14 protein-coding genes are annotated in these 17,085 nt (G+C 45.7%); 8 read left to right on the plus strand and 6 right to left on the minus strand.

Annotated features, from left to right (window positions below; all coding sequences use genetic code 11):
- Positions 1-73: 73 nt before the first annotated feature.
- Complete coding sequence (locus tag Q9R46_RS22285; RefSeq protein ID WP_311281831.1) at positions 74-523, plus strand: SMI1/KNR4 family protein; 450 nt, start codon at positions 74-76, stop codon at positions 521-523.
- A gap of 76 nt (positions 524-599) precedes the next feature.
- On the opposite strand, the gene Q9R46_RS22290 is transcribed toward Q9R46_RS22285, so the two are convergent.
- The 5 genes from Q9R46_RS22290 to Q9R46_RS22310 all read right to left on the minus strand — a co-directional run bounded on the left by Q9R46_RS22290 (position 600) and on the right by Q9R46_RS22310 (position 7,571).
- Positions 600-1,838 carry an alginate O-acetyltransferase AlgX-related protein gene (locus Q9R46_RS22290; protein ID WP_311281832.1) on the minus strand — a complete coding sequence of 413 codons (1,239 nt, stop codon included), beginning with the start codon at positions 1,836-1,838 and terminating at the stop codon, positions 600-602.
- Positions 1,839-1,852: 14 nt separating this feature from the next.
- Entirely contained in the window at positions 1,853-3,274 is a 1,422-nt protein-coding gene (locus Q9R46_RS22295) for an MBOAT family O-acyltransferase (RefSeq protein ID WP_311281833.1), read from the minus strand.
- Positions 3,275-3,316: 42 nt separating this feature from the next.
- The gene (locus Q9R46_RS22300) at positions 3,317-4,495 is read right to left on the minus strand and encodes a carbohydrate binding domain-containing protein (RefSeq protein ID WP_311281834.1); all 1,179 of its coding nucleotides are present in this window, start codon (positions 4,493-4,495) and stop codon (positions 3,317-3,319) included.
- Between the two features lie 18 nt (positions 4,496-4,513).
- Complete coding sequence (locus tag Q9R46_RS22305; RefSeq protein ID WP_311281835.1) at positions 4,514-6,790, minus strand: glycosyltransferase; 2,277 nt, start codon at positions 6,788-6,790, stop codon at positions 4,514-4,516.
- 376 nt (positions 6,791-7,166) lie between these two features.
- The gene (locus Q9R46_RS22310; protein ID WP_090923108.1) at positions 7,167-7,571 is read right to left on the minus strand and encodes a CBS domain-containing protein; all 405 of its coding nucleotides are present in this window, start codon (positions 7,569-7,571) and stop codon (positions 7,167-7,169) included.
- Positions 7,572-7,746: 175 nt separating this feature from the next.
- On the opposite strand from Q9R46_RS22310, the gene Q9R46_RS22315 reads away from it, so the two are divergent.
- Positions 7,747-9,918: a penicillin-binding transpeptidase domain-containing protein gene (locus tag Q9R46_RS22315; RefSeq protein ID WP_311281836.1), complete on the plus strand. Its 2,172-nt coding sequence runs from the start codon at positions 7,747-7,749 to the stop codon at positions 9,916-9,918.
- 177 nt (positions 9,919-10,095) lie between these two features.
- Here the strand turns inward: Q9R46_RS22315 and Q9R46_RS22320 are convergent, their stop codons facing one another.
- Positions 10,096-10,851: a class I SAM-dependent methyltransferase gene (locus Q9R46_RS22320; RefSeq protein WP_311281837.1), complete on the minus strand. Its 756-nt coding sequence runs from the start codon at positions 10,849-10,851 to the stop codon at positions 10,096-10,098.
- A 275-nt stretch (positions 10,852-11,126) separates the two neighbouring features.
- Here Q9R46_RS22320 and Q9R46_RS22325 point away from each other — a divergent pair, with 275 nt between their 5' ends.
- From Q9R46_RS22325 to Q9R46_RS22350, 6 genes are all read left to right on the plus strand, one after another.
- Positions 11,127-11,552 (plus strand): VOC family protein, encoded by a 426-nt coding sequence (locus Q9R46_RS22325; protein ID WP_311281846.1) that lies wholly within the window; start codon positions 11,127-11,129, stop codon positions 11,550-11,552.
- A gap of 270 nt (positions 11,553-11,822) precedes the next feature.
- Positions 11,823-13,031 (plus strand): hypothetical protein, encoded by a 1,209-nt coding sequence (locus Q9R46_RS22330; protein ID WP_311281838.1) that lies wholly within the window; start codon positions 11,823-11,825, stop codon positions 13,029-13,031.
- Positions 13,032-13,043: 12 nt separating this feature from the next.
- On the plus strand, positions 13,044-14,195 hold the full coding sequence (locus Q9R46_RS22335; protein WP_311281839.1) for a S1C family serine protease: 1,152 nt from the start codon (positions 13,044-13,046) through the stop codon (positions 14,193-14,195).
- 129 nt (positions 14,196-14,324) lie between these two features.
- Complete coding sequence (locus tag Q9R46_RS22340; protein ID WP_145335858.1) at positions 14,325-14,930, plus strand: TetR/AcrR family transcriptional regulator; 606 nt, start codon at positions 14,325-14,327, stop codon at positions 14,928-14,930.
- Between the two features lie 21 nt (positions 14,931-14,951).
- The gene (locus tag Q9R46_RS22345) at positions 14,952-16,172 is read left to right on the plus strand and encodes an MFS transporter (RefSeq protein ID WP_311281840.1); all 1,221 of its coding nucleotides are present in this window, start codon (positions 14,952-14,954) and stop codon (positions 16,170-16,172) included.
- Positions 16,173-16,312: 140 nt separating this feature from the next.
- A complete protein-coding gene (locus Q9R46_RS22350) occupies positions 16,313-16,480 on the plus strand; it encodes a DUF3934 family protein (RefSeq protein ID WP_145335591.1) in 168 nt (55 codons plus the stop codon).
- Positions 16,481-17,085: the final 605 nt, after the last annotated feature.

The following is a 17,085-nucleotide window of genomic DNA, read 5'->3' on the forward strand; positions in this document are numbered from 1 at the left end:
ACTCTTTCAATAGGGTGACGTTCAAGTTACGATGAAATATTAACGACATATAACATAAATTAGGGGGCTCGCCATGTTATCCACTAAAGTCATTGAACATTGCCGCTTGAAAGGCTGGTGGCATGAAGACGTGCCTGCTGAATACGAGGAAGCGCTGCGTAAGCTGGACATTGATCTGAATTCGGATTTCGCACAATTTTACCTGCATGCCGAGGATGGACCGACCTTTTACAGTCGGCATCAGGAGCTTTACCAGATCTGCTGGGTGATCGAGAATACCGTATATCTACAGGATATGCATATATCGCAACTTACACTGGGATTACCAGAGGCATACATTCCGCTGGACAGCTTTGAAGGGGAAGGGGGATTCTTCTATAATCGCCAGACAGGTGAGGTTGTGCTGGTTGAACTGGGCGAGTCGATTGAACGATTCCTGAACGGAGAGAGTAAGCCGCAATGGGCGGATTTCAATGCCTTTCTGGAGTGGTATTTCGGTTTGACGGAAGTGACCACACTGTAACAGTAAAAGGGTGCTCCCGTGGCTATGAATGCCTAGGGAGTACCCTTTTGTATGTTCCAACTCGATGAACGATATTTTACTTAGAGCTAGTGTATTGACCATCCGTTTTGTTTTTCCCGTAAGGGAAAAACTCATCGACGAGATCTTGAGGGGAGATCGATACGAAGACATGATCCAGATCGGTCTTTTTCGCAAAATCAATGATGTCTCCTGTATAGTAACGTGGATCAATCAGATACACATCGGAGACAACCGTCGAGAGAAAAGAGATCATAGGCACGGCGAGTGAGTCCTTGATAAACATGACCTTGAGTCCGTTTGGATTGTTTTTATTCGTCACATGTACGATTCCCTGATTGCCATACAGATACGTAAAGTATTTGTCCGCAGTCAGGTCATACGCAGCGCCCTTCACATTCAGGGGATATGTCGTTAACAGCGCATCCTCAAATCGACCATTCAATGTAGCTTCCGTCTCACCTGTCTTAAAATAAAAAGAATAGTCGGTTCTGAATTTAGGATAAATCAGGTCAAAGTCATCATCCCCCGCGAAAAACTTGCCGGTTTTGCGGCCTTGTGAGCCGATAAAGAAATCCGTGTACGGGATGACGTTGTAGTTGCCGATATCCGTAAAATAACGGTCCGGGTCAAGTGGCTTGTTATATATGCCATCCAGATGGTGAACCAACTGGCCGAAGGCCCAGAAGGCCGTTTTGATTTTCCAGTGATGATCGGTTGTGAAAAATAAATCCTTCGCCGGTATGCCGCTCTCCAGCAAACCCTCGCGCAAATCCAGCGTATCGACCCCAGCCTGCTTCAGATGATCCAGGAAGCCATCGGCCGTTTCATTGTTATAATTGTAAGGAATGCCATCTGGAAAAGTGGTATAGCCACGTACATATTTGTCCGGTGTCATGACATACGTAAGCTTGGTTTTTGCCCCCAATTGTACCCCTAGCTCGGCAACCCGATCAGAAAGCTCTGACGTATCCGTTGGCCCCGTGGCGAAATAGGTATAGTGAAGCTTGCCCTCCGTATCTTTGACCACCTCGAAATTGTTCTCTTCGTTCTTCCACATGAGTGACTGTAAGTATCCGTAGGCTTCCACGAATCCAAACTTTTCAAAAACGTGCTCATTGATGTCTGCATCCAATTCGTTGATGATGCCTTTGGCATTGGAGAATCGGTAGTCTGCCGCCGATAGTGTTTTTTTCATCGGTCCGAAGGAATGCATGATATTCAAGATCGATAATGTGGCAAGCACAAGAATGAAGAGGAAGGCGGTCATTCTCTTTTTGGCAAAAAAGTTATGCATATGGAATCCTTCTCTCAGAAATTAAAATATATGAACGGGTTGTATGTTCCTTTGACCAGATAGGATACACACACGAGAAACAGAGCAATAATGGTCACCGGGTATATCAGTTCAAGCGGTTTACCGAAGCGTACACCATCCACCATCCATTTGTTCATCCGTAAGGCAAGTGGCGTGGAGAACAGAATACCGAGAATGAAGAAAAGGGCGTATTCCTTCATGAACATCCATGTCGTATCACTCCAGAACCCGTTGCCATACAGTCCGAACATATTGCCAAGGTAGTTGCCAGCCTGTAACAAGTCCGGTGACCGGAAAATCACCCATCCAATGACCACAACAAACATGGCATAGAAATGTCGGAGCGGAGCATACCGTGTGCTTTTGTCCAGGTTGAAAATTTTCTCCAGTGCAATGAATGCGAAGTTGATTAGACCCCAGATGACGAATGTCCATTCCGCCCCATGCCAGATGCCCGTCAGTCCCCAGACGACCAGCAGATTGCGAATCATTTTATCTTTATTGCTGACACGTGATCCTCCCAGCGGGAAATAAACATATTCCTTAAACCAGGTGCCAAGCGAGATGTGCCAGCGGCGCCAGAATTCGGTGATGGAGCGTGAGATATACGGATACCTGAAGTTTTCTTCGAACTTGAAACCAAACATCAGCGCGAGTCCAATCGCCATATCCGAATAACCCGAGAAGTCGAAATAAATCTGTAATGTATAGGCAATCGCTCCCAGCCAAGCCAGACTTGAAGCCATATCGCCTGTTCCGCCCATGCTGAATGCATGATCGGCGACAATGGCCATGCTGTTGGATAACAGCACTTTTTTACTCAAACCCACAATGAACCGGCAACAGCCGACCGCGAACTTGTCCCAGCTTTCCTTCCGATTGATCATCTGATCCGCAATCATGTTGTAACGCAGAATGGGCCCGGCCACAAGCTGAGGGAAGAAGGAAATATAGAGGGCGACATAAAACGGATTTTTCTGCACACTGCCATGCCCGCGGTACACGTCAATGACGTAGGAGATCGCATGGAAGGTAAAAAAAGAAATGCCGAGGGGCAGCGCAATATGCGGAATGCTTAGGCCAAAGCCTGTACTTTCATTGACAATACGCAGGGCAAACGCCAGGTATTTATAAACAAACAGCATACCCAGATTGGCAGCCAGCATCACGGTTATCACGGTGTAGGCGGCATTGCGCCGATCCCGGTACTTGTCCACGAGCAGTGCGAACACGTAATTCAGTGCGATGGAGACCAGCATAACCAGCACAAAGCGGGGCTCACCCCATGCGTAGAAGAACAGGCTTGCCACGAGTAACAACATATTTTTCAGCGTCACAGAAAACCGCAATATATAATACAGCCCAAGTACAAGCGGCAAGAAATAAAATAAGAAGACTAAACTGGAAAAGAGCACTGCCTTTCCTCCTTGATAATGTTGATGATGAAATAAATTAAGCTACATTCTGAACAGCCGCTTGGACCTGCGATGATTCATCGAACGTTGTTTTCCCGCTTGTGAGCCTTGCTGAAGTTTGCGCCACAGCCAGTACGGAACAACCACCATGAGTCCAATCAGAAGAAGACCGATCCGGATCAGCCATTCCATCCATGGTTGTAACCATATGGTGGAAGGTTCAAGTACTTTGGGAACCTCGCCTGGCGAGGGGATGAAACGAGGTGTTCCATCCGCTTCCTTCATCTGCATCGCCGTGGAACGATCAAGCTTCACAATATAATCAAGACTCCACTGCTGATTCACCAGCGCACGAATAGTCACCGAGTCGGCTTTTGCGGCGTCCGTTTCAACGGTCAGTAGGCCATCCGATGTGATGGTTACGCCCTGTACAGGATGAGCAAGCTGGAAATGTACTTCTGGCGTTTCCGAAGCTTTCGATTCTGTCACCTGCAGGCCACTAACGGTATAAGTTGCAACCGATTCACCGACCACCGGTTTTACGACTCGTTCATCACCTTTGATTGTCACAGAAGATAATTGGTTCTCTGCAACAGCTTCTTTCCTAGGAACCAGTTTGATATTGCCAACGCGGTAATTCAGCTGTGCGTTTTCCGTCGTGGTCATCGTGATGCCCCAGCTCAGCATTTTCCCTGGTGCGACACGGCCAACCGTATTTGCATGATTTCGAACCATGAGGCTGGAAAAGGGAACACGAACCTCCCCCTCAAACCCTGGCTCCAGCCTTATCAACCCATCCACCGGATGAACCAGCTTCGGTTCTTTGGTTGCCAAGGGAATAAGGATGACATTGCGTTGATCCGCCACCGTCAGTGCCGATTGATCCGTTCGCGTGATGACAACGTTTAGCGGCAGCGTTTGATCGGAATCACTGCGAATCGAGAATCTTAACTCGCTGTAGCCCGACCAGTCCCTGTTCTGTAGCTCATACACATAGGCGGAGTAATAGCCTTTTTCTAGATCCTGTGTCGAGGTGTTGATCTGTAAACTGCCGTTACGATTCAACGTGGACTGCACTTTGGCTCCATTGTTCCATATCTTTATGGAGCTCTCGCTCCACTGCAGCTGATCCGGCTGAGCCGAAGCAGTAGTAGCGAGATATAAGCTTGATAAACCTGTGAGGATTGCGACAAGCAGCCATTGCTGCCATTTCGTACTCATGCGTTCTTTGCCTCCATGTTATAAATAGGCCATCTCGTCCAGTTCATCATTCGAGATGAAGCTGTTATTCTGTACTGGGCGTTTGGGTATGCTTGCGTCAATATACGCCACATTCCACTGTTTCAAAAGAGCTTCCAGTTCAGGCATTTGTCCATTTCGGGCAATGTCCTGAATATTTCTGATCCGGTACAGAATGCCATGTTTGCTTCTCATCGACTTCACCCATACACAGTCCAGTTCGAGGCCTTCGGCAAGCGGCAAACGAAGCTCATAGACCATTTCCTGTCGAGATATATTCACAAGCAAAAATTCATAATTAAAGTCCATCAGCGTAACGGTTCCATAGTCGGATGTATCCAGCTCATGGTTCAGCGGAATGCGTGCCAGTTTACGGTTGGACATGATGCCCGCTTGTCCACGTCTTACAAAATTCAAACGGATGTCCTCGAACGTACTGATATCTTTATCCAGCTTCTGCGGAAGCGTAGGCTCGCGGTCATACACAATATGTAACAACTGACGCTGATCCTGCTCTGTAATCTCGTGCACTTTGAATGCATACTTCCACTTATTACCGAATGAAGTTACGTGGGTTACTTTGGCTGTAAACTCGCTTGAATAATGATCCGTTACCAGACGTACAGCAAATTCGGCTTCGCTCGGGATGTATCTCGGTGTATCCAGTACGATAGCGATCCCGCCTTCCGAAATATCATGTGTAACCGTGGACAGAGTTTCACCCTCAGTCGTTAGTGTACAGTCCACTGCAGCCAGAATACGCTCATAGTTGCGGAACACTTTACGGCCGCTTAGGAAAAAGATCGACATCATAATGTTGTAGAAATTAATCAACAGCCAGTACAGAACTACGAGAAATCCAATGGTGCCCTGACTAAATGTCCAGTGAATGCAGTTTACGATACCGATGATAGAGAGCACGGCCAAGATCAGATGCGGAATGATCTGTTTGAGCTGGTAATTGCGATCGTTATGGGCACCGTCTTTGCGGGTTACCGCAAATTTATTCATCGTGACGCCCAGTGTTTCCAAAATGACTGCAGGTAGAAGAGACGGAAACAGGATCGTTTCGTATACATTCGTCCATTTCGTGGTTCGAATATTACCTGACAACATACGTAGACACATATTCGTTAACAGATACATCGGCAGCCAGAACACGAGAATTTCCAGAATGGTACACTTCACTACGAGCACACCGAACACAGCAAACAGAATAGGCGACATGATGTAGAGCACCCTTTTCAGCCCTGAGTACCAATAGGTTATGGAAGAAATATAATTCAGTCTCTGGGCAAAAGTAAGCCCGCGCTTGAACAAAATGTTCATTTTTCTGCCCGTTTGGATACATCCGCGTGCCCAGCGTTGGCGCTGTTTGATCAGGCTTTTCAAATCACCCGGGGCAAGTCCTGAAGCAAGCACTTTATTGGTGGCAAAACAGCGATACCCTTTGCTCTGCATTTCAATGCCAGTGGCAAAATCTTCAGTAATGGAGCCGGTATAGAAACCGCCCACATCTTCGAGTGCCTGCCTCGACAGCACTGTATTGGTTCCGCCGTAGATAACGGAGTTGGACTTGTTCCGCCCGACCTGCACATCACGATAGAAGTAGTCCTGTTCATTTGGAATCCGAGCTTCGGAATACAAATTGTATTGAAACTGATCGGGATTATAGAAGCTTTGCGGAGTTTGCACGAAGCCAATCTTTTCTCCTGTCAGAAAATAAGGCACACAGGACGTCAGAAAATCATGCTTCGGAATCATATCGGCATCAAACGTGGCGATTAGAGGGGAGGAAGTATGTTTCATGGCGTTGTTCAAGTTTCCAGCCTTGGCGTGAATATGCTCTGTCCGAGTCAGATAGTTAATCCCCATATGATCAGCCAGCTCTCGCATCTCGGGACGATTGGAGTCGTCACACAGGTAGATATGTACTTTGGAGCGATCCGGATAATCCATGTTGAGACAGCCGTTAATCGTTTTGAAAAGCAAGGATGCAGGTTCGTTATATGTAGCAATAAAAACATCAACGTCAGGATACAATGACTCATCAACGACAGGAATTTCAGGGTATTCAAGCCGGGTCATATTATAAAAATGCACAGCGAGTTCAAACATACCAATGAGTTCGACAATCAGGAGGGCAAGACCGGCGGTCACAGCAAGCGGGCCATGGCCGAAAGGGATGGTGAAGAAAGTGCGCCATATGACGTAAATACAAGACATAATTACGGTTGCGGTAACCAGCATTTTTTTGCGTGTGCTTAAACGATTCAAGGTGCATACCTCTCTCTATGATTGGTGAAAGAATCAACGTTCATCAAGTTTAACCTTATGTCCATCTTACAATAGTGCTCTGAACGAATTCTGAACAAATAATGCATATATTTTCCTTATAATCTATTATATTCAATTAATAAGGGGGGGGGTTGTTCGAAAACATTATTATGATGACGAATTATGTCGATTCATGAAGAATATTGTATTTATTTTGGTCGGAATTAGCAACATTTTTATGTTAAGTCCATAATGTGGAAATTTACCTTTTTTTAAGGATGACACAAAAAAGACGAGCACATTGGCTCGTCTTTTTCGGTTGACTTTTGCAGATACCGTAATCTCACTGTAGCACTTCCATGCTACCCGAGATTTATTAATCGGATATGTTGCGGGTGTAATATTCAATGATATCTTTACGACGAATGATTCCAAGAAAGACCCGATCTATATCCACCACGGGCACAAAGTTTTGGTCTGCCGCAAGAGTCAGCATATCCTCCATCTCTGCTTCGATGTACACGCATTCATTATAGACACGATGGCTAATCTCATCGACCTGCACTTGGTCCATATTATCAAATGTCAATCCGGGCGTATTACGCATTTTCCATAACAGATCACCTTCGGACAGAGTAGCAACATATTTTCCATCCGGATCAATTACGGGAATGGCGGTGTAGTGGTGCGATTCCAACTGCTCAATAGCATCTTTCATGGAAGCGGTAGACTCGATATAGGCCACTTCGGCTTTTGGGAGTAAAAAATAGCTGATTTCCATCATCGGGCTCCTTTTCAGCCTTTTGCATCGCAAAAAAGCTTTAGTATGTAATTCACTATTCTTATTTAAACATATTATGTGAGCTTAAGGCTATTTTTAATGACAAATTCATCAGATTTGTTACATTGTTTAATCGGCGCAGGAAATTTATAGTATAGAGTAGAGGTGATGTGACGTGAAATCCAAACGTAAATTATTATACGGACTTTTGCCGATTCTATTTGCAGGTGGCATCGGGATGTATCTTTATATGCAGCATAGCAAACCAGAGGAAGCAAAACCCCAGGCAACCGTGAATCAGTACATAGAGTATCTGCAAAAGAAAGAGTTCGACCAGCTGTATTCGTTGATGTCACCTGCTTCGTTGACCGAGGCAGGTATGTCCAAGGAACAGTTTATTGAGAAATACAATGCAATCTACTCAGGTATACAGGTCTCTGCTGTTAAAGTTGAGCTGACGGTAGCGAATACGGCAGGAACGGAAGCTGATTCTGGCGCTCAAACGACAGGGACTGAAGGTGGAACCGAAACGAAGACTAAGGTTGAATCACAGGCAACAACGGACAAAGAGGGGACGAATCAGACAGAACAAGGGGCTAGTAATCCGGATCTTTACCAAACCGATTATGATATACATCTGACCACTTTTTTGGGCGAAGTCAATGAAACACATACGCTAAGTTTGGTTCGACAGGAGACTGAGGACGGGAGCAAAGTCTGGCAGATTAACTGGCAACCTTCTCTGATCCTTAGTGACATGGTGAAAGGTAGCAAAGTCCGGGTGAAGACGTTATTCCCGAATCGAGGAAATATCGTAGATCGTGACGGGCTACCACTGGCAACACAAGGCACCATGAATGAGTGGGGGATTGTACCCGAGAAGCTCGGAGAGAATCCGGATCAGATGATCACACGCATCGCGGATCATTACAAGGTGTCCGTAGAAGCTATTCAGAAGGCACTTGGCCAGACATGGGTGAAACCGGAATTTTTCGTGCCAATGGGCTCGACAGAGGAATTTGATGTACCGGCCTCTCTTAGTGGAGTTGCTCTGCAAAGTAAGGAAATTCGGTATTATCCGCTTGGTGAGGCAGCGGCACATCTGATCGGATATGTGCGTAAGGCCACCAAGGAAGACTTGGACAAGGATACCGAAGGGTATTACCGTGCGGAAGATTGGATCGGCAAAGCTGGACTGGAACAGTCTATGGAGAAGCAACTACGCGGAGAACGTGGCGGTTTAATTGAAATTACGGATGAAGCGGGCAACACGCGTTCCGAATTGATCCGCAAAGATGCAGTCGACGGTAAGGATGTGCAACTAACGATCAGTTCATCACAACAGAAAAAGCTGTATCAGACGCTGGCGGGTGGCGGCGATGCCGGAGCGATGGTGATGATGGACCCGAAGGACGGAAACCTGCTTGCTCTGGTGAGCGCGCCTTCCTACAATCCGAATAAAATGGTTACCGGTCTGACTCAGGCCGAGTGGGATGCCTATTCCGCGAATGAGAAGCTTCCTTTTATCAACCGGGTCACGACACGATATGCTCCTGGCTCAACATTCAAGGCGGTTACTGCGGCGGCAGGGTTAATGGAAAAAGTAACGACACCCGACAAAACCCATGAAATTTCTGGTTTGCAATGGCGGAAAAACGATAGCTGGGGCGGATATTACGTCAAACGGGTGAAAAGCCTGAGTCCTGTGAATATGGTGGATGCGCTCGTATACTCCGACAATATTTATTTTGCAATGGAAGCGACAGAGATGGGGAGTGCAAAGTTTATTGATGGCATTCAAAAGTTCGGGTTTGGTGACAATTTCGGACTGGATGAACTCTATCTGAAACCTAGCCAGTATGCGAATGAGGCGCATAGGGATCTTTCTTCCGAGGTACTGCTAGCCGACACTTCGTATGGTCAAGGTGAGATGTTAATGTCGCCGATCCATCTTGCTGCTGCGTTTACGCCGTTTGTGAATGAAGGCAAGCTGGTGAAACCTGTATTGATTGTTGGAAAAGAAACCCCCGATCCTGAGGTGATCATCACACCGGATGTAGCCAATACCGTTAGAGACGCACTGAAACAGGTGGTATCTCGTCAAGGCGGAACAGCACATGCCCTTAGCTCGATTGCTGGCAGTCTTGCAGGCAAGACGGGAACGGCCGAACTGAAAGCAAAGAAGGGTGAGCAAGGTCAGGAGAACGGATTTTTCGTTACCTTTGATACCGAATCACCGTCGTTCCTGCTGGCGGCTGTAATCGAAGAGGTGAATGGTCGCGGTGGTAGCCATTATGTGGTGGATCGCTTGAAACCATTCTTGGAGAAGCTGCAGCTTGAGCCATGAACGTAGTCCAGTGATGCTTCTGGTATCAACATGATTGAAAAGGATTGCAACACCCTGAACTATTAAGTGTGTAACGATGAGACATAACCAAAAAACGCGTTCTTGGCTTAACCGTACAGGTCGCCAAGACGCGTTTTTCATTTTACTTTATATATTACATTTATAAGGGATTTAAGATCATTTTCTGGCTGTAATCATGAACCGTGCCGAGTTGGTGCGAATCCCCTTCTCGTCGCCGTGATCTTGAACAAACTGTTCAAAAATATTCAAGTCGGACGCGAGTTCTCCAAATCGAGGAACGATAGGTGTGTGGGTTAACAGGAACAAGAGATCCTCCGGTGTAGTGTAATGCTCGGTTACATTATATTCGCGGACGTCGATTTGTCTGAAACCGGCATGTTTCAGCTCCTGTTTGTATTTTTCCAACAGCGTTCCAGGTTCAATGCCGAGATGCTGTCCGCGTCCAAAGGCCTGCTTTACATTCAATTTGTCGTGCTCGCTGACCTGCTGGGTCAGGAATATGCCATCCTCTGCGAGAACGTTGTACACTTCTGACGCGGAGAATGCGGAATGTCTGCAAGAAACGATATTGAAGAATGACTTTGGAAACTGTAAGTTGTCCGCATCCATCTGCATGAATCGCACATTCATACAGTTCGCAGTTCGCTTTAAATTTCGCCGAGCTGTCTCGATCATGCCCTGAGCCAAATCGATGCCGACAAGCAGATGAGCATGTTCAGCAATGGAGAGCACGGCTTCGCCTCCACCTGTGCCGATGTCCAGCAGCAGATCGGATGGTTGTGTGCAACGAGTCACCTCATCATAGAAGTCCCAGTCGGTGGGTTCGGAGATCACCTTCATTGTGCTGAAATCCCATCCGTTTTGTTGACCGACACGTTCATAAAATGTGTTGTAATCCCATGGTTTCGTCATATTAATTCTTCCTCCAGTATGTGATGTGTTATTTAGGATTTGTTGTTTTCAATCATCGTTCATCTACACATCGAACAGGCTCAAAAGGACAGACCTACCCCTTGGTAGCTGGTACGCGTTTTGATCCAGCCCGACATTTAATTACTTCGAACGATTGGGAACAACATCCCTTTCACCTCACATGTTGGAATAGCCCCATTATACATAATTGACAGCGCATACGCGAGGTGATATTTTGGGGTGGAATCTATTCTAGGAATCCGAGGTGATCGATGGTGGCTGTTCGTGCTAATCAGATTTTTGTCAACTTGCCAGTTCAGGATTTGAAGAGATCGGTTGATTTCTTTACGAAAGTGGGGTTTGAATTCAATGCCCAGTTTACGGACGATAAAGCTACCTGTATGATTGTCGGAGAAAATATCTATGCCATGCTTCTGGTGGAGGAACGTTTCCAATCCTTTATCGCGAAAAAAATCGCGAATGCGGCCGAGACAACAGAAGTGATCGTCGCTTTGTCTGTTGCTTCCCGTGAAGAAGTGGATGCGATTGTACAAGCTGCCCTAGATGCTGGAGCGAAGCAATATAACGAACCCCAAGATCATGGATTTATGTATGGACGGAGTTTTCAAGACTTGGACAACCATCTATGGGAAGTCTCTTATATTAATTTGAGTGCGTTCCCTTCAAACCAGCCCGAATAGATCAGGTAAAATCATGTCGACTAATATAGAGGCCCTCCTTGATAAAGGAGGGTCTTTTTTGCATGAATCCTTGTGAATATCGTATTTTTTCATCAGGAATATATGGTGCATTTTACCTTTTTGCTATATGATAAATGTCGATTCACCCCGAGATTAGGCAACACATATTCTGGAGTGATATCAAGTAACAGAACGACAACAGAAAAAACAAAAGAAAAAACAAAAGATGACATATCTAATTTTACATATGTTTAGGCTGGAGGGATCAGGATGTATTGTCACATATGCGGAACGAAGAATAGCTCCGGGGAAGACCACTGTCAGAAGTGTGGAACCCGATTGAAACAAGATAGCTCCACAGAGGAGCAAATCTGGTCGGAGCCATCAGGGCTGGAGCCACGTAATGCATCTGCAACCGGAACGGTGAGCAAGCGCAAGAGCAGTCCATTTCTATGGATCATCCCACTGCTGCTTGCAGCAATTATGGGGTCGTTGTTAACGTATTATTATAATCAGGAGAATCTGATTAACGCTCATGTGAAGACATTGCATATTGAGGCAGAGAAGGCTGCACTGGACGGGAAATATTCAGAAGCTCTGGAGTTGCTGGACAAAGCCCTCGCTCAAAGACCGAATGTAGGGGCGCTCGTGCAGGATCGTCGAATTACAGAGCAAGCGAACAATCTACTAAAACAAATGGACGAAGCCGCGAATTTGCTCAAAACAGGCAAGCTTTCGGAAGCGGACAAAACGATTCAAACCGCAGCTAAAACACTAAACGAACGCCAAGAGCCGGTGTTTGATAAGGTAAGGTCAGCGTTGAACAATCGAAAGGTGACCCTGGATGTTTTGAAAGTGAAAAAGGAAATTGACCAGTTAACAACCGTCGAGGCACTCGCTGATAAACTTAAAACGATCTCCAAGCTGAACGGTAAGGAAGCCGAAGTTGTGAAAAAGCAGATTACGGATAAGCTGGCAGGTATAAGTTACAAGCAGGCGGAGCAGCAAGTGAAGAAGCGTGATTTTACAGCAGCACTGCAAACCGTGGACAACGGATTATCTTATGCCCCTGAGGATCAGAAGCTGACTAAATATCGGGATGAAGTATTGCGTGAGAAGAAAGCTTTTGAGCAGGCAGAGGAAGAACGTATTCGACTTGCAGAACAGCAAGCAGCTGAAGAGGAGCTTCGCAATCGTACAGGGGCTGTATACGTAACGGATCTGTCTGCTAAGCTGGATGAGTATGGAGACTTGTATATCAGCGGGTCGGTGTTTAATCAGGGAACACGCCCAATTTCATCCGTGGCACTTATCGTTAGCATCAATGCCTCCAATGGCGATTACATCGGCGAGACAGATGTTTATGTATACCCAGCTATATTGGATGTAGGAGAAGAAGGGTATTTTGAAACCTACTATTACGGGGTATATGAAGCAGCGAATGTGACAGTTACGAATGCATCTTGGTATGTGGAGTAGGAGGAAGAAAAAATGAGCAAACGTGTATGGGGAACGATCCTTTCCAGTGCAATCATTATTGGTGCTGGTGCTGGAGGCGTATTCTGGATTCACCAGCATACAGCAGATGAGATGGCGCTAGCTCCCAAACTGGCTGTGGCTTCCTCGAAACAGGCGGATCAACCCAAAGCAAAAACAACATCTAAAACCACGGAAAAGAAAACACGTAAACAGATTATTGAAGATAGTCAGCGAAAAGTAGTTACGATTGAAAGTAGCGATGGTCTGGGCTCCGGCTTCTTATATAACAACAAGGGCGATGTCATCACTAATGCGCATGTCGTCGAGGGTTCCAAAGAAGTGACCATTCGCACCTTGGATCATCAGGAATATCGAGGTACGGTGATTGGTTTTGGCGAAGAGACGGATGTGGCTGTTGTGAGAGTCCCTGATCTTGTGAAAATGGAACCTCTGCCTATTGCGTCAGCTAAAGCGGAGGTTGGTGATGAAATTCTGGCACTCGGCAGTCCGCTAGGTTTCGAAAACACGGTAACTACCGGCATTATTAGCGGACTTGACCGCAGTTTTGAAATCCCGCCCTATATTTATACCAACTTATATCAGATATCTGCTCCAATTACTAACGGTAACAGCGGCGGCCCGCTGATTAACGCGGAAACGGGAGAAGTTCTGGGGATCAATTCAACGGTGGTTAAACAGGAAGGTGGACTGGGGTTCAGCATTCCCATTACCAGTGTATTGAAGCAAGTGGAACAATGGTCAGAGCGTTCACCTGATACCAAAGGGGCGCAAACGGTACGTGACTCATCTTCGCAGACGTCATCTGCTGCTTTATCTGAAGCAGAAGCATTGGTTGCTGATTTTTACAACTACTTGAACATGAGTGATTATGTATCTGCTTATGCGTTGCTTGGGAGTGATTGGCAGAGCGGCACAAGTTACGCTAAATTCCGTGAAGGCTATACGTATACGAGCTATGTCAGTGTGGAGAAAATTTCGTCTGCGAGCACGAGTAAGGAAGAGATGGAAGTGAGTGGTGTCATTGCTGCCGAGGAGCGCAAGGATGGGGAATACGTAACGACCAAATATAACGTGACATATCAGGTCGGATACGAGAATGGACAATTAAAAATATTACATGGACAGGGTAAAAAGAAGACATAAATGAATCCGTGAATAGACGGAGGACTTGCGAATTAGCAGGTTCTCCTTTTTATATTGCGGATTAGACATATATTTGATAAAATACAGAACGAATGTTCAGTATGTAAGAATGGAGTGAAGTGAGTGAGCTTGAATAAAAAGCAGCTCCAGTCCGAGCAGACCAAGAAAAAACTTGCGGATGCATCCAAAGCCCTTTTTGTACAAAAAGGATATAAAGCAACGTCTATTGAGGACATCGTCGCGGCGACTGGAAGCAGTAAGGGAAATATATATTATCATTTCAAAAGCAAGGAAGGACTCTTTCTCTATCTCATTGATGAATGGGATCGGGAGTGGGAAGCAAGCTGGAAGTCTAAAGTACACTTGTACCGCACCTCCACTGAGAAGATCTATGGCTTGGCGGAACAACTCATTCTGGATGATATTAACCATCCTTTAACGAAAGCGGCCGATGAGTTCTTCACTGGAGAGAAAAAAGAGAATGATATTGAAGAACGAATCGCTGTATTGTTCGAGCGGCACATTCAATTCAATAAACAGCTGATCCAAGAAGGAATAGACAGCGGTGAGTTCAACGATCAGAATGTAGAGCATCTTGCGTTGATTTTGGAAAGTACCATTATTGGGCTCAGCCAAATGTCACGAAAGCTGGAACCCGGCGAGGCTCTTGCATTGTATCGTCAGGCCGCCAGTGTATTTCTCCACGGGATTGCCAAGGATAAACAGCATAATTAGACAACAATGGAGGATGGAATCATGGCTTTACTGACACGCAACAGGGGCGCGCTGCTGCTGTTGATGTTTAATATTTTTCTCGTATTTATGGGAATAGGTCTGGTTGTGCCGATTATGCCTGCTTATATGAACTTACTTCATATAACGGGCTTCACGATGGGGCTTCTATTCGCGGCGTTTTCATTCACACAGTTTTTGTTCTCTCCAGCTGCTGGCAGGTGGTCAGACCAGTGGGGACGCAAAAAGATTATCGTATTCGGGATGCTGATCTTTGCGGTATCTGAATTTATGTTCGGTGCGGTAAATGCACCCTATCTGCTCTTCGCAGCCCGGATGCTGGGCGGTATTGGTGCGGCGATGATCTTTCCTGCGATTATGGCCTATACGGCTGATATCACAACGGAAGAAGAACGTGGTAAAGGTATGGGGCTTATTAATGCAGCGATCACAACAGGTTTTATCATCGGGCCAGGAATCGGCGGTTACATAGCCGAGTTTGGCATACGGGTTCCTTTTTATGCGGCAGGGGTTGCGGGTTTGCTGGCTGCAATCATTACACTGATTATTTTGCCTGAATCCGAGCGGAGCGCGAGTGAGCAGACTACACCTGAAACTAGCGGGGCAAAAGTAAAAGCACCAGGCATGGTATCCCAACTTATCAACTCTTACAGGGAACCTTACTTTTTTAGTCTAATCATCGTATTTGTCATGGCCTTTGGTTTGGCTAACTACGAGACGGTATTCTCCCTGTTTGTGGATCACAAGTTTGGTTTCACGACCAAAGATATCGCGTTTATCATTACATTTGGCTCCATTGCTGGAGCAGTTGTGCAAGTATCCCTGATTGGCTGGTTGCTGAACACATTTGGGGAAAAGAAGGTTATCACGGTATGTTTGCTGTTTGTTTCCGTGTTTGTATTACTAACCTTGTTCGTTCACACGTATTGGTTGATCGTTGTTGTAACATTTATCGTCTTCTTGGGTATGGATATTTTACGCCCAGCAATCAGTACGCAGATGTCCAAGCTCGCTGAAGAACAACAGGGGTTTGTGGCTGGGCTGAATTCTGCGTATACAAGTCTGGGCAACATCGCTGGACCCATCGTAGCCGGAGCGTTGTTTGATGTGAATATTAACTATCCGTATGTATCGGCTGCGGTCGTGCTTGGTATCTGTTTCTTATTATCCTTACGTGTGCTAAGAAGTGTTAAATCGGTACAAGAGCCAAAGGTTCAAGTGTAATTCTTCTAAATATAAAACGTGAACACTTCAAGTTTGGTATAATAAGAAATGCTGGAAGTGAACCACATGGGCTGATTTACATTGGAACATTACCGAGGAAGAGCATTTTTAGACATAGACAGGATTAATGGAGTGATAACATGAGCAAAGCAAAAGGTAAGGGCGGCACAGGCCGCGGAACAGGCAAGAAGGGCTGGAATCGCTGGCAAGCTAGTGCCAACCGAGCGAAGAGTGCTCCAAAGCCTTATAAGAGCAAGGGAACTAAGAATAAGGAAAGCGCCGAGTCTGGTACGGATAAGTCCAACTAAATGGACATGGGAAGAGACGGAGTAGAATCAAGTGCTTAGTTTGTCAGAGAAACAGCAGTTTTTGGATGTGATATTCATATCTGAAGAACTGTTGTTTTTTTATGTAGGCTTACCAGAACAGACAGTTTACGGGATTAGACATTTAAGAACGTTCTTACTATACAGATAGAGGTAGATATTAAAGTGCACTGCTTCGTTTAGCTCTTAAGGCAGGAGGCAGTATCATAAGATAATGTGACTTTAAAAACAAGATGTCTTGGTATGGAGTAAGCTACGCTTCAAAAAAAAGTCCAAAATATGGAAATTAAATTTTAATAAATAATGCTTTACATGTGGTAGTGATACGTGGTATATTCTTATTCCGGCCAAGAAAACACAGTTTACACGGTGCGGCAAGCAAATTTAAAATAAGCTTCGAAAGAAACTTAAAAAAAGAGCTTGCAAAGTTGGTTCGGACATGATATTATATAAGAGTTGCTGGAACGAATTGGTTTCGGTAGCGAGAACACGTTTGATCTTTGAAAACTGAACAACGAGTGAGTAAACATTCTGCTTGCAGAATGACGTGAAGGTTTTGTTACATGCCATCTGGCTGTATGAAAACT

Source organism: Paenibacillus sp. RRE4, assembly GCF_031844205.1.
Classification (GTDB): Bacteria; Bacillota; Bacilli; order Paenibacillales; family Paenibacillaceae; genus Paenibacillus; species Paenibacillus xylanexedens_B.

Excerpts from the sequence above, each read along its gene's own strand:
- Q9R46_RS22290 (WP_311281832.1), bottom strand. The coding sequence starts at position 1,838 with ATGCATAACTTTTTTGCCAAAAAGAGAATGACCGCCTTCCTCTTCATT.
- Q9R46_RS22335 (WP_311281839.1), top strand. The coding sequence starts at position 13,044 with ATGAGCAAACGTGTATGGGGAACGATCCTTTCCAGTGCAATCATTATT.
- Q9R46_RS22345 (WP_311281840.1), top strand. The coding sequence starts at position 14,952 with ATGGCTTTACTGACACGCAACAGGGGCGCGCTGCTGCTGTTGATGTTT.
- Q9R46_RS22320 (WP_311281837.1), bottom strand. The coding sequence starts at position 10,851 with ATGACGAAACCATGGGATTACAACACATTTTATGAACGTGTCGGTCAA.
- Q9R46_RS22330 (WP_311281838.1), top strand. The coding sequence starts at position 11,823 with ATGTATTGTCACATATGCGGAACGAAGAATAGCTCCGGGGAAGACCAC.
- Q9R46_RS22310 (WP_090923108.1), bottom strand. The coding sequence starts at position 7,571 with ATGGAAATCAGCTATTTTTTACTCCCAAAAGCCGAAGTGGCCTATATC.
- Q9R46_RS22350 (WP_145335591.1), top strand. The coding sequence starts at position 16,313 with ATGAGCAAAGCAAAAGGTAAGGGCGGCACAGGCCGCGGAACAGGCAAG.
- Q9R46_RS22285 (WP_311281831.1), top strand. The coding sequence starts at position 74 with ATGTTATCCACTAAAGTCATTGAACATTGCCGCTTGAAAGGCTGGTGG.
- Q9R46_RS22300 (WP_311281834.1), bottom strand. The coding sequence starts at position 4,495 with ATGAGTACGAAATGGCAGCAATGGCTGCTTGTCGCAATCCTCACAGGT.